This window comes from Amycolatopsis sp. SID8362, assembly GCF_010550475.1.
Classification (GTDB): Bacteria; Actinomycetota; Actinomycetes; order Mycobacteriales; family Pseudonocardiaceae; genus Amycolatopsis; species Amycolatopsis eburnea.
Genome location: NZ_JAAGNB010000001.1, coordinates 1 through 12958, shown reverse-complemented (window position 1 = coordinate 12958; position 12958 = coordinate 1). Strand labels below are relative to the sequence as shown.

At 70.4% G+C, this 12958-nt stretch carries 14 protein-coding genes; 8 read left to right on the top strand and 6 right to left on the bottom strand.

The window, feature by feature from the left end:
* Positions 1–148: 148 nt before the first annotated feature.
* The 4 genes from G3I65_RS00070 to G3I65_RS00055 all read left to right on the top strand — a co-directional run bounded on the left by G3I65_RS00070 (position 149) and on the right by G3I65_RS00055 (position 3092).
* Positions 149–721 carry an RNA polymerase sigma factor gene (locus G3I65_RS00070; RefSeq protein ID WP_163046624.1) on the top strand — a complete coding sequence of 191 codons (573 nt, stop codon included), beginning with the start codon at positions 149–151 and terminating at the stop codon, positions 719–721.
* Positions 722–812: 91 nt separating this feature from the next.
* Positions 813–1964, top strand: a complete 1152-nt coding sequence (gene nagA / locus G3I65_RS00065; RefSeq protein ID WP_160693597.1) for an N-acetylglucosamine-6-phosphate deacetylase — start codon at positions 813–815, stop codon at positions 1962–1964.
* A gap of 25 nt (positions 1965–1989) precedes the next feature.
* Positions 1990–2343 carry a hypothetical protein gene (locus tag G3I65_RS00060; protein WP_160693525.1) on the top strand — a complete coding sequence of 118 codons (354 nt, stop codon included), beginning with the start codon at positions 1990–1992 and terminating at the stop codon, positions 2341–2343.
* A gap of 44 nt (positions 2344–2387) precedes the next feature.
* Entirely contained in the window at positions 2388–3092 is a 705-nt protein-coding gene (locus G3I65_RS00055) for a DedA family protein (RefSeq protein WP_086862411.1), read from the top strand.
* A gap of 141 nt (positions 3093–3233) precedes the next feature.
* Here the strand turns inward: G3I65_RS00055 and G3I65_RS00050 are convergent, their stop codons facing one another.
* Both G3I65_RS00050 and G3I65_RS00045 read right to left on the bottom strand, forming a co-directional pair.
* On the bottom strand, positions 3234–4625 hold the full coding sequence (locus G3I65_RS00050) for an FAD-binding oxidoreductase (RefSeq protein ID WP_163046622.1): 1392 nt from the start codon (positions 4623–4625) through the stop codon (positions 3234–3236).
* 71 nt (positions 4626–4696) lie between these two features.
* A complete protein-coding gene (locus tag G3I65_RS00045) occupies positions 4697–5122 on the bottom strand; it encodes a PPOX class F420-dependent oxidoreductase (RefSeq protein ID WP_160693521.1) in 426 nt (141 codons plus the stop codon).
* A gap of 183 nt (positions 5123–5305) precedes the next feature.
* On the opposite strand from G3I65_RS00045, the gene G3I65_RS00040 reads away from it, so the two are divergent.
* The 4 genes from G3I65_RS00040 (at position 5306) to G3I65_RS00025 (ending at position 10077) form a co-directional block, all read left to right on the top strand.
* Positions 5306–5836, top strand: coding sequence for a MarR family winged helix-turn-helix transcriptional regulator (locus G3I65_RS00040; protein ID WP_160693519.1), 531 nt, complete (start codon positions 5306–5308; stop codon positions 5834–5836).
* Complete coding sequence (locus G3I65_RS00035; protein WP_160693517.1) at positions 5833–8424, top strand: MFS transporter; 2592 nt, start codon at positions 5833–5835, stop codon at positions 8422–8424. The genes G3I65_RS00040 and G3I65_RS00035 overlap by 4 nt, the downstream gene beginning before the upstream one ends.
* Entirely contained in the window at positions 8421–9242 is an 822-nt protein-coding gene (locus G3I65_RS00030; RefSeq protein WP_160693515.1) for a YceI family protein, read from the top strand. The genes G3I65_RS00035 and G3I65_RS00030 overlap by 4 nt, the downstream gene beginning before the upstream one ends.
* Before the next feature lie 166 nt (positions 9243–9408).
* Entirely contained in the window at positions 9409–10077 is a 669-nt protein-coding gene (locus G3I65_RS00025) for a DedA family protein (protein ID WP_160693513.1), read from the top strand.
* 222 nt (positions 10078–10299) lie between these two features.
* Here the strand turns inward: G3I65_RS00025 and G3I65_RS00020 are convergent, their stop codons facing one another.
* From G3I65_RS00020 to G3I65_RS00005, 4 genes are all read right to left on the bottom strand, one after another.
* Entirely contained in the window at positions 10300–10713 is a 414-nt protein-coding gene (locus tag G3I65_RS00020) for a VOC family protein (RefSeq protein ID WP_125308915.1), read from the bottom strand.
* Positions 10714–10888: 175 nt separating this feature from the next.
* The gene (locus G3I65_RS00015; RefSeq protein WP_160693511.1) at positions 10889–11629 is read right to left on the bottom strand and encodes an SDR family oxidoreductase; all 741 of its coding nucleotides are present in this window, start codon (positions 11627–11629) and stop codon (positions 10889–10891) included.
* Positions 11626–12261: a nucleoside/nucleotide kinase family protein gene (locus G3I65_RS00010; protein ID WP_125308919.1), complete on the bottom strand. Its 636-nt coding sequence runs from the start codon at positions 12259–12261 to the stop codon at positions 11626–11628. The genes G3I65_RS00015 and G3I65_RS00010 overlap by 4 nt, the downstream gene beginning before the upstream one ends.
* A partial coding sequence (locus G3I65_RS00005) for a PfkB family carbohydrate kinase (protein WP_160693509.1) occupies positions 12258–12958 on the bottom strand: 701 nt, incomplete at its 5' end. The genes G3I65_RS00005 and G3I65_RS00010, both read right to left, overlap by 4 nt.

Here is a 12958-nt window from a genome sequence, read left to right as displayed (position 1 = left end):
CAGTCGTGTCCCAGCATCCGATCTGTGGCGACGGAGGGTCAACCCGATAGGCTGGGCGTGCGTCAGTACCTGTGTGAGCGCTGTGAATACCGTGAACCTGCTGACGCGACGCACCGTGCAAACCGGGGTCGGAGACAGGCAGGGGTTCATGCTCGAGGGCAATGCGGAACGCAGTGTCGAGGCGACCCTCGGCCACCTGCGGGTCATGGACGGTCCGGCCCCGGCGCAGACAGCCGCGCCGCTGACCCTCGAAGACCTCTACCGGCAGCACCGGATGCGGCTGGTCCGGCTGGCGATCCTGCTGGTCGACGAGCCCGCGACCGCGGAAGACGTCGTCCAGGAGGCCTTCACCGGCCTGCACCGCAACTGGGGACGGCTCCGGGACGCCGCGGCCGCCGTCGGCTACCTGCGCACCGCCGTGGTCAACGGGTCGCGCAGCGTGCTGCGCCGGCGCAAGACCGCCCGCGAGTACGTGCCGCCGCACGCCGTGAACGCCCGGTCCGCCGAGAGCCTCGCGATGCTCTCCAGCGAGCACCAGGCCGTCGTGTCCGCCTTGTCCAAGTTGCCGCCCCGCCAGCGCGAAGTGCTGGTGCTCCGTTACTACGGAGGGCTGAGCGAAGCCGAAATCTCTGAGGCGGCAGGCATTTCCAAGGGTACCGTTAAATCGACCGCCAGCCGGGCGCTCGAGGCACTCCAGAAGGCCATGCAAGCGCCACAGTGACCCGGGTGGACCATTCCGATCACTGAGTCGTATCACCATGCTTGGTCCAGACCAATATATGCTGGGGTGCGTGAGAGGCGCCGGAGATTTCGTGATCATGGGCGGCCGGGTCGCCGCCCCGGACCGTGTACTCGACGACGGCTGGGTAGCCGTCTCCGACGGGCGGATCGCCGGCGTGGGTTCCGGGACCCCGCCGTCCGGCGAGCACGTGGACGTCGGAGGGGCGCTCGTCGTCCCCGGGTTCATCGACACCCACTGCCACGGCGGGGGAGGTGCTTCGTTCACCTCCCTCGATCCGGAGGAACTCCTGACGGCGGTGCGGGCGCACCGCCGTCACGGCACCACGACCATGCTGGCCAGCCTGGTCTCCGACCCGGTCGACATCCTGCGTGAGCAGGTCGCCGCGCTGCGCGAGATCGTCCAGGACGGCGAGGTCGCGGGCATCCACCTGGAAGGGCCCTTCATCTCGAAGGCCCGCTGCGGCGCCCACGACCCCGAGACGCTCCTCGAGCCGGACACCGGCACGGTCGAAAAGCTCCTGCGCGCGGGCCAGGGCGCGATCCGGATGGTCACCATCGCCCCCGAGCTGCACGGCGGTGTGAAGGCCGTCCGGCAGCTGGCCGAGTCCGGCGTCATCGCCGCCATCGGCCACACCGACGGCGTCGAGGAGCAGCTGCTGCCCGCCATCGACGCGGGCGCCTCGGTCGCGACGCACCTGTTCAACGGGATGCGCCCGCTCCACCACCGCGAACCCGGCCCGATCGGGGCACTGCTCGATGACGAGCGCATCACGATCGAGCTCATCTGCGACCTGGTCCACCTGCACCCGACGGTGGTCCGGCTGGCCGCGAAGCACGCGGGCCGCGACCGCACGGTCCTCATCACCGACGCGATGTCGGCCACCGACGCGGCCGACGGCCGCTACACGCTGGGCCGCCTCGAGGTCGACGTCCACGACGGCGTCGCGACCCTCGCCGACAACGGCTCGCTGGCCGGCAGCACCCTGACGATGGACACCGCCTTCCGCAATCTGGTCCGGGGTGCGAAACTCGGCGTCCTGGACGCGGTGCACGCGACGTCCCAACGGCCCGCGGAGCTGCTCGGCATCGCCGACCGCACGGGCATGCTGTGCGCCGGCCACGAGGCCGACATCGTGGTCCTCGACCAGGACCTGCGGCCGTCGAAGGTGCTGCGCCGGGGTGAATGGGTCGCCGAAGTGGGTACGGCTACCTTGAGCACCTAGGTTTCCCGAACGAGGACGGGCGGAGATGAGCGAGCCGAAGGACCCCGAGCAGCTGCTGGCGGACGCCCTTCGCGCGCAAGCCGTCTTCGCCCCTTCGGCGTCACCCGCCCGCGACCCGGAACCGGCGACCGACGCCGTCCCGACCAGCGCGATCAACGAGCTGCCCTCGGCGTACGGCCTGCTCTCGGGCGCGAGCGCGGACTCACTGGAGCGCGAGCGCGCGGCACTGGACCCCGTCTCCGAGGCGCCGACGGCGTACACCCCGGCGCCGCCACCCCCGCGTGGGTCGGCGCAGCTGCCCGCGTACTGGATCTTGCTGCTGGCGGTGCTGCTGGGCCTCGCGGCGGGGTCCGTGGTGGGCCTGCTCACGCTGGTCTGACGGGTCTCAGTAACGACTCAGGGTGACCCTGTACCGTTTTTGAGGTGATTCTCGCCCAGAGCACGGTCAACACGATGTCGCTGCTGCCGTCATGGCTGGACCCGCAGCACCTGCTGAGCGGCCTGACGACGCCGGTCATCGCGGTGCTGTGCCTGATCATCTTCATCGAGAGCAGCATCTTCCCGGTGCTGCCCGGTGACTCCCTGCTGTTCACGGCCGGCCTGTTCATCGCGAACGGCACCCTCGACGCGCCGTTGTGGCTGGTCTGCGTCCTGGTGACGGTCGCGGCCCTGCTCGGCAACGTGGTCGGGTACTACATCGGCTACTTCGTCGGGCCCAAGCTGTTCAACCGGCCGGACTCGAAGTTCTTCAAGAAGGAGTACGTCGACAAGACGCACGAATTCCTGGAGAAGCACGGCCCCAAGGCGGTGGTGCTGGCCCGGTTCGTGCCGTTCGTGCGGACGTTCATCACGTGGATCGCGGGCATCGGCCGCATGGACCCGAAGCGCTACTTCACGTACACGGTCATCGGCGGCATCCTGTGGGCCGCGGGCATCACGGTGCTGGGCTCGCTGCTGGGCGGGGTGTCGTTCATCGCGAACAACGTCGACGCGATCTTCGTGCTCATCGTGCTGGTGTCGGTGGTCCCGATCGTCCTGGAGTACCTGAAGGCGCGGCGCGAGAAGAAGGCGGCGCTGTCTTCGGCGGACCCGGAGGTCACGCAGCGGATCCCGCGGATCAAGGACTGAGGTACTTCAGCGGAGTTTGGGGCCCCACCGGTCGGCGGTGGGGCCCTTTTCCGTCCCGGCGGTGCGGCTGGGATGACGTGAATGACTCATTCATGTCGTCCGACGACATGAATGAGTCATTCAGGACGCCCGGCCAGCGGCTCAGGTCATCGAGAACATCGACCCCGGGTTGAACAGGTTCCCCGGATCCAAAGCTGCCTTGATCTGCCGGTGCACCCGCATCCCGACCGGCCCGATCTCCCGCGCCAGCCACTCGCGCTTGATCTTCCCGACCCCGTGCTCCCCTGTCACCGTCCCGCCGAGCGACAGCCCCACCTCGAGGATCTCGTCGAACGCCCGCTGGGCCCGCGCGAACTCGTCCGGGTCGTCGGGCTGGTACACGATCGTCGGGTGCATGTTGCCGTCGCCGGCGTGCCCGACCACCGCGATCCGCAGGCCCACCTCGGCGCTGATCTTCTCGCAGCCGCGGATCAGCTCGGCGATGCGCGTGCGCGGTACGCAGACGTCGTCGGTGAGCCACAGCCCGTACGTCTCCAGCGCGGTCAGGACCACCCGGCGGGCCTGCAGCAGCATCCGCCCCTCTTCGAGGTCCTCCGTCGTGTACGCCAGGTCGGCGCCGCAGTCCACGCAGATCTGCTCCAGGGCCGCCAGCTCGCGGCGGGCGACCTCGCCGCCCGCGTCGGACTGGCCCAGCAGCAGGGCCTGGCAGTCCGAGCCCGCGCCCAGGTCCGTCTTCAGGTACGTCTCGGACGCCTTGATCGACGACGCGTCCATGATCTCCAGCAGCGACGGCACGAGCCCTTCGCGCACCACCCGCGCCACGGCCTCGCCGGCCGCCTCGGTCGTCGAGAAGCCCGCGACCAGGGTGGCCGGGGCCTGGGGCAGCGGCTTGAGCTGGACCGTCGCCTGCGTGATGACGCCGAGCGTGCCCTCGCTGCCGACGAACAGGCGGGCCAGGTCGTAGCCCGCCACGCCCTTGACCGTCCGGCGGCCCGTCTTCAGCAGCGACCCGTCCGCCAGGACGACCTCGAGGCCGAGCACCGAGTCGGTCGTGACGCCGTACTTCACGCAGCAGAGGCCGCCCGCGTTGGTCGACAGGTTGCCGCCGATCGTGCACCAGTCGTAGCTGGACGGGTCCGGCGGGTAGAACAGCCCGTGCTTCTCCACGGCGGTGCGGAAATCCAGGTTGACGACGCCGGGCTGCACCACGGCCAGCCGGTTGCCCGGGTCGATCTCGACGATCTCGTTCAGCTTGGTGAGCGACAGCGTCACGCAGCCGTCGATCGCGTTCGCCGCGCCGGACAGGCCGCTGCCCGCGCCGCGCGGCACGATCGGCACCCCCGCTTCGGCGCACGCCTTGACCACCGCCTGGACCTGCTCGGTGTTCGCCGGCAGCACCACCGCCAAGGGCTTGCCGGAGGGCGCCAGCGGCATCATGTCGCGCGCGTACGACGCCGTCACGTCGGTGTCGGTGAGCACGGCGCTCTTGCCGAGCAGGTCGCGGAGCTTGGTGACCAGGGCTTCGTTGCTCATGGCCTCATCGTAAGCCCGAAGAGTCCGCACTGCGGAAGTAAAGTTTCAAAACCAGCCGCGCGGAGCAGCCGTCACCGGACCAGGCCGAGCAGCTTCTCGACGTGGATCGTGAGCAGCACCCGCTGGTCGGCGACCATGGCCGCGCGGTACTCGGCCCAGTCCGGGTGCTCGCCCGCCGCCCGGCGGTAGTAGTCGACCAGCGCCTCGACCGTCTCGTCGTCCGGTGCTGCCGCCGGCGCCGTGAGCGACGCGCGGCCCTCCGCGACCACGTAGCTCCAGCCGTCCTCGCTGCCGACGTGGAACGTCACCCGCGGGTCGCGGCGCATGTTCTTCGCCTTCGCCCTGGTCTCGGTGATCGACGCGATTATCGTGGCCGATTCCCGGTCATACAGGTACGTGATCGTGGACAGCTGGGGCCGCCCGTCACGCCGGATCGTGGCGAGGACGCCGTGGCGGTGGGCGGCGAGGAAGTCCTTCAACGCTGTGTCGTCGGTCATACCTTCTCCAACCGGCGAGCGCCGCCGTTGTTCCGCAGCCCGGAGGAAATCTGCTTGCATACGGCAACTAAAGTGTGTTCGGACACACCGAGCGCCCGTCCGCTTGCATAACCGGTGGTGAAGGCACATCCTTGCCTGAGGCAACTAGTTGCAGCCGCCAACCAACGCCGTTGAAGGACCCTCATGGCACCGAACAGCTCCGCCACCCGGCCCACCGCCGAACTCGACCTCGCCGACCAGCTCGGCCACGAGCTCGTGCGCCTGGTCCGCCTGATCAACAAGGCGAAGTCGCAGGTTTCCAAGCAGGGCCCGGACGGCATCGAGCGGGCGGCGTACGCGATCCTCTTCACCCTCATCCACGAGGGCCCGCAGCGCACCAGCCGGCTCGCGGAGTCGCTCCACTCCGAGATCTCCACGATCAGCAGGCAGTCGAGCTCCCTCGTGCAGCACGGCCTGGTCGAACGCCAGGCCGACCCCGAAGACGGCCGGGCGTGCCTGCTCGCGCCGACCTCCGAGGGCATGCGGGTCTTCGAAGAGAACCGCAAGCTGCGCAACCAGTGGCTGGCCGAAGTGCTCGGGGACTGGACGGACGGGAAAATCCAGACCCTGAACCGCCTCTTCGGCCGGCTCAACACAGGTATCGAGAACCACTCTCCACAGCTGGCCGACGCGCACGCGTCCGCCGGTGCTCCGGCCAAGGGGGCCAACGCATGAGTTCCACCACCGAAGCAGTCGCCAAACCCGAGGTGGGGCAACCACCCCGGCTGACCCACCGCCAGATCGTCACGATCCTGAGCGGCCTGATGTGCGGCATGTTCCTCGCCGCGCTGGACCAGACGATCGTCGGCACGTCGATCGTCAAGATCGCCAACGACCTGCACGGCTTCGACCTGCAGGCGTGGGCGACCACGGCGTACCTGATCACCTCGACGATCGTCACGCCGATCTACGGCAAGCTGTCCGACATCTACGGCCGCAAGCCGTTCTACCTGGCCGCGATCACGATCTTCGTCGCCGGTTCGCTGGCCTCGACGTTCTCGCAGTCGATGTACGAGCTGGCCGCGTTCCGCGCGGTCCAGGGTCTCGGCGCCGGCGGTCTGATGTCGCTGGCCATGACCATCCTCGGCGACATCGTGCCGCCGCGTGAACGCGCCAAGTACCAGGGTTACATCCTGGCCGTCTTCGGCCTCTCGACCGTGCTGGGCCCGGTCCTGGGCGGGCTCTTCGCCGGCTTCGACACCCTGGCCGGCATCTCCGGCTGGCGCTGGGTCTTCCTGATCAACGTCCCGATCGGCGTGCTCGCGCTGTTCGTCGTGGCGAAGGTCCTGAACGTGCCGCACACCCCGCACAAGCACAAGATCGACTGGTGGGGCGCGCTGACGATGGTCGTCGCGGTCGTGCCGTTCCTGGTCGTCGCCGAGCAGGGCCAGAAGTGGGGCTGGGGCGACCAGAAGGCCATCTGGTGCTACGTCATCGGCGGTGTCGGCGTGATCGCGTTCATCGTGGTCGAGAAGCTGATGAAGGACGCCGCGCTGATCCCGCTGCGGCTGTTCAAGAACTCGACGTTCACCGTGGCGATCATCGGCGGCATCATCGTCGGTGTCGCGATGTTCGGCGCGATCACGATGATCCCGCAGTTCATGCAGGTCGTGCAGGGCTACACGCCGACCGAGTCCGGGCTGCTGATGCTGCCGCTGATGGCGGGCATCATGACCAGCTCGATCGTGTCCGGCCGGCTCACCGGGAAGACCGGGCGCTACAAGATCTTCCCGATCGTCGGCACCATCCTGATCGCCGGTGGCGCGTTCTTCTTCGCGCAGGTCAAGTACGACTCGCCGCTGTGGCACCCGCTGGTCGCGGCCGCCATCATCGGCCTCGGCCTCGGCCAGTGCATGCAGACGCTGATCATCGCGGTGCAGAACGCGGGCCCGCGCAGCGACATGGGCGTCTCGACCGCGTCGGCGACGTTCTTCCGCCAGATCGGTGGTACCGCCGGTGTCGCGATCTTCCTGACGGTCCTGTTCAACACCCTGCTGCCCAACATCACGAAGGCGTTCGGCGGCAAGCTGCCGGAGGGCGCCGGCGCGGGCATCGGCAACCTGTCCGAGAACACCAGCGGGATCCAGAACCTGCCCGAGGCGATCCGGACCCCGGTGCTGATCGGCTTCACCGAGTCGATCACCACGGTGTTCTACATCGCGGGTGGCGTGGCCCTGCTGGCCACGATCGTGCTGCTGTTCATGAAGGAGATCCCGCTGACCAACGCGGCCCCGGCCGCGGCGGCCATGGAGGGCGGCGAGGCGCTGCTCGAGGCGGACCAGCACGACTTCGCCGACGAGCCCACCGAGATCGTCGAGCCGGTCAAGCCGGCCGACCGCGAGCCGGCGCTGGTCGGCGGCGGGAAGCACGCGCTGAGCACGAACGGGCACGGCGACTACCAGGCCGTTTCGGGTGCGCTGCCGATGCCGATCACGAACTCTGTCGCGGACTCCGAGGTCGACACCCCGGTCGGCGCGGGTGGCGTCCCGGTGATCGGGCACGTGCGGCGGCAGGACGGCAGCCACGTCCCGGGTGCCGCGCTGACGCTGATCGACCAGCGCGGCCGCCAGGTCGCGCGCGCCACCGGCGCCGCGGACGGCAGCTACTCGGTGCCCAGCCAGGGCCCGGGCGCGTACGTCCTCATCGTGTCGGCCCACGGCCACCAGCCGCAGGCCTCCAGCGTCGTGATCAGCAACGGGCCGGCGACGGTCGACGTCACGCTCACCGGGTCCGGCGAGCTGACCGGCACCGTGAAGGCGGCCTCGACCGGCGACCCGCTGGCGAACGTGACCGTGACGCTGACCGACAGCCGGGGCGAGGTGAACGGCGCGTTCATCACGACCGCGGACGGCACCTACGCCTTCGTCGGGGTCGGCGCCGGGGCGTACACCCTGGTCGCCAGCGGCGCGGGCTACCGGCCCGTCGCGCTCACGCTGACCGTGCCGGACAGCGGCGTGCTGCGCCACGACGTCGAGCTCGCCAGCTCGGTGCTGCTCGGCGGCACCGCGCGGACCGAGGGCGACCGGATCGTGCCGGACGCGCGGATCACCGTGCTCGACGCCGAAGGCAACGTGGCGGCGGTCGCGCGGACCGACAGCGAAGGCCGGTACGTGGTCAGCGACCTGCCCGCGGGCGCGTACACCGTGGTCGCGAGCGGCTACCCGCCGGCGACCAGCCAGGTGGAGCTGACCGGCGGCGAAGCGGACCACGACGTCCGGCTGGGCTACGACCAGGCCCTCGACGAGCTGGTCGACCGGTCATGACCGGCTTGCGCGCGACCTTCCGGACGGCCGAGGGCTGGGCGGTGGAGCACGCGGTGCTCACCGTCACGGACCCGGCCGGCCGGCAGGTCGCCCGGCAGGCCGCCGACGTCCGCGGGGAGGTCGTCACCGACGGCCTCCCGGCGGGTGTGTACACCGCGGTCGTCACGGCGGCCGGGTACACCCCGGTCGCCCGGACGGCGCAGATCGCCTCGGACGGCTCCGGCTCGCTCGGCGACGTCGTGCTGGCGCCGGTCGCCGAGGCGATCGACCTGCCGCCCGCCGGGCCGTGGGTGATCGACCCGATGCACTCGTCGGTCATGGCGACGGCGCGGCACCTGGGCATCGCGAGCATCAAGGCGCGGTTCCCGGACGTGTCCGGCCGGATCGACATCGGCCGCCCGGCCGAGCGGTCGTCGGTGCACGCCGAGATCAAGGCGGCGAGCATCGAAACCGGCATCAAGATGCGCGACGACCACCTGCGCTCGCCGGACTTCCTCGACGTCGACGTGCACCCGGTGATCACGTTCACGAGCACCGGGCTGCGCCAGCGCGGCGTCGACTCGTGGACGCTGCTGGGCGAGCTGACGCTGCACGGCGAGCGCCGCGAGATCGAGCTCGAGCTGACGTACGGCGGCTGGGGCCCGGACCCGTGGGGCGGTGTGCGCGCGGCGTTCCACGCGGAGACGACGCTGCACCGGAACGACTTCGCGATCAACTACAGCGCGATGGTCCGGGCGGGGGTCGCGGCGGTCGGCACGACGGTGAAGATCGAGCTGGACATCGAAGCGGTGCAGGGCGAGTCGCTGCCGCAGTTCTGAAGTTCCGTGAAGGCCTCCTTCCCGGCTTTTATGACCGGGAAGGAGGCCTTCACGGTTTCTACAGCCGGTAAGGGGGCCTTCACGGCATGTCGAACCTGAATATCCCAGCGCGCTCGATTCGACCGTTCGCCGCGGGGTGTTCACCTGGGCCACGTAGGCTCCGGGTGTGAACGTCGTGAGCATCGAGGCCGCGGGCGTCGGCGTGAGCTGGCTGGACACCGCCGGGCCGCTGCTCGTCTGGGTGATCGTGCTGAGCTTCGTGCTGGTCGAATGCGCGCTGATCATCGGGCTGTTCCTGCCCGGTGACTCGCTGCTGTTCGGGGCCGGCGTGGTGCTGGCGCAGCACGGGTCGGACGCGAACGCGTGGTTCCTGTCGGGGGCCGCGCTGATCGTCGCCGTGCTCGGCAACCAGATCGGCTACTACATCGGGCGCACCAGCGGGACGAAGCTGATCGCCCGCCGCGACGGCAAGGTGCTCAACCGCCAGGCCCTCGACCGCGCGCAGCGGTTCCTGGATCGCAAGGGGTTCTTCGCGATCGTGGCGGCCCGGTGGATCCCGTGGATCCGCACGCTGGCCCCGCTGATCGCGGGCGCCGCCCGGATGGACCCCCGCCGCTTCATGGCGGCGACGGCACTGGGCGGCCTGCTGTGGGTACCGACGCTGGTCCTGCTCGGCTACTACGGCGCGGGCCTGCTGGACGCCCTGCCCTGGGTCAAGACGGCGGCCCTGTGGATCAGCATCGCGTTCTTCGTGGTCGGCACCGGGTACGGCGTCCTGCGCTACCGCCAGGAGATGCGGCGCCCGGTCGACGAGCGCGACGACGCCCGCGCCTGAGGCGTCAGAGTTCCGGGTCGGCTGCCCTGACGCCTCTTTCGCGCCATCCGGCGCCAGGGGTCCCGGCAACGTTGCGGCGGCTCGCGCGGCGGCGGCTTCCTCGATGTCTTGAATGAGTCATTCAGGTCTTCGGAGGTCTTGAATGAGTCATTCAAGGCACCCCGCGCCGGGCCGGCGACAGCCGCGGGAGAACTCGTCGAGCGGGCCAATACTCGGTGGGCGTCAGAGTTCCGGGTCGGCCCAGATCTCGAGCTGGATGCCGTCCGGATCGCGGAACACGACCACCTTCGAGCCCTCGAACGTGCGGGACGGCGCCGTCGGCAGGTACGAGACGCCGAACTCGGCGAGGCGCTCTTCCCATTCGGCCAGTTCGGCCGTCGAGCTCACGCGGAACGCCACGTGCTCGAGGCCCGCGCGGTGTTCGTCGAAGCCGCGTCTACCGGTGTCCGCGTGCTGCACCAGCACCACGGAGAACTCGTCCCCGGCGGAGCGGAGCACGACCTTCCGCAGACCCGTGTCCGGCTCTTCGCGCCGGAGGACCTCCTCGAGGTCGAGGACGCGGGCGTACCACGGCACGCTGCGGTCCACGTCGGTCACGGTGAGCGCGAGGTGGTGCACGGACATGAGTTTGGCCATGGCTTCCGAAGCCGTCCTTTCGCGTGGCGGCTTCCCAGAGTTGCACAGCGTTCGCCCGCCGAAACCGAGGTGACCATATCCCCGGTCAATCGTGATCTCGCCGTCTCCGGCCGTCCCAGCAGGCGGACGCCGGTGACCGAAGGTCATTCGTGTTTGCCGGAGCGTACTCAGCCGGTCACCGGCCGCCACCGACCTCCAGTACCGCTCCCGTCGTGAACGACGACGCTGGCGACAGCAGGAACAGCACCGCTTCGGCGATTTCCGCCGGCTCGCCCGGCCGTCCCATCGGGATCTGCGGCGCGAGCCGGTCGAGGCGGTCGGGGAGGCCGGCCGCGTCGTGCAGGCCGGTGCGGATCATCCCCGGCCGGACCGCGTTGACCCGGACGCCTTCGCCGGCGACCTCCTGGGCCAGCCCGAACGTCAGCGTGTCCACGGCGGCCTTCGACGCCGCGTAGTGCACCCACTCGCCGGCCGAGCCGGTGCGCGCCGCCGTCGAGGAGATGTTGACGATCGCGCCGCCGTGGCCGCCGTGGCGGGTCGACATGCGGCGGACCGCCTCGCGGCAGCACAGGAACACCCCCGTCACGTTGACGTCGAGGGTGCGCCGGACGACGTCCACGTCGTAGGAATCGAGCCGGCCGGGGGTGTTGCCGGTGATCGCCGCGTTGTTGACCAGGCCGGTCACCGGCCCCAGCTCGGCGGCCGCGTCGAACAGCGCGACGACGTCGTCCTCCACCGAGACGTCCGCGCGCACCGACAACGCCTGCCGGCCCGAAGCACGCACCTCGTCGGCCACCGCGAGCGCGGGCGCGGGATCGCCCGAGTAGTTGACGACGACGTCGTGGCCGCGCTGGGCCGCGAGCACGCAGATGGCGGCGCCGATCCCGCGGCTGCCGCCCGTGACGACGAAGGTCAAATCGCGAAGTTCGCCAGCGGCAGGTTCTCCAGCACCAGGTCGGCGCGGTCCCGCGTCTGCGAGATCAGGTCGGCGTTGCGCTGGTCCGAGCCGAGCGCGCGGCGGCGGGCCTCGACCAGCGAACGGCCGTAACGGCGGTGGCGCGAGACCAGCCGTTCGATCCGCTCGGGCTCGTCCGGCGCGAGGAACCAGGCCTCGGTGAGCAGCGGCCGGATGGCGCTCCACGGGTCGTCCGGCAGCAGCAGGTAGTTGCCCTCGGTGATGACGAGCTGGACCTCCGGCGGCACGGCGACCGCGCCGGCGATCGGCTCCTCGATCTCGCGGCGGAACTCCGGCGCGTACACCGTCTCGCGGCCTTCGGCGAGACGGCGGATCAGGTGGTAGTAGCCGGCCGCGTCGAACGTGTCCGGCGCGCCCTTGCGCTCGGTGCGCTCCAGCCGGCGCAGCTCGACCTGCGCGAGGTGGAAGCCGTCCATGCCGACCACCGCGGCGCGCGAGCCGAGCGCGTTGGCCAGCGCCCACGCGAGCGTGGTCTTGCCCGACGCGGGCGCGCCGATGATGCCCAGCACGTTGCGCTGCCCGCGCACGGTCAGGCCCTCGGCCCTGGCCAGCAAGTCGTCGAACGCCGTCATGTCCTGTTCCTTCCTACGATCGCGGTCGTCCACGACCGCGGTCCCACCTGCCGCACCCGTTCGGCGGCCACCTCGTTGGCGAAGCGGATCCGGTCCGGCACCGTCCGTTCGCGTGCCACGGCCACGGCGAGCGCGCCGTGCCAGACGTCGCCCGCACCTAGTGTGTCCCGCGCTTCGACGGCGGGTACAGGCACCTCACCCGAGCCGCCGTCCGCTGTGGACCAGCGCACCGGGCCGGGCCCGGCGGTGGTGATGACGGTGGGGACGCCGCGCGCGTGCAGCCCCGGCTCCGGCGCCTTGAAGTGCGCGGAGCAGGCGGCGACGTCGACCAGCGGCAGCAGCTCGTCGAGCACCGGCTTCCAGCTCCCGGCGTCCAGCACGACCGGCACACCTTCACCCCTGGCCGCCTTCGCGACGGCCAGCGCAAGCTCCGGGTGATGCCCGTCCAGCAGCACCACATCAGCCCCACTAACCTCAGGAGCCCCAAAAAATGGAACTTTCTCTAGGAAAGTGCGGTCTTGGGCGTTGCGGGAGACGACGGTGCGCTCGCCGTCGTGGTCGCGGACGGCGACGGCGCTGACCGGCGGCGGGTCCGGCAGGGAGGGGGCCAGGTCGATCAGGTGGACGCCGTGGGACTCCAGGTCGGCGCGGGCGAGGGCCGCCAGCGGGTGTGCGCCGAGGACGGTCAGCAGGGCCG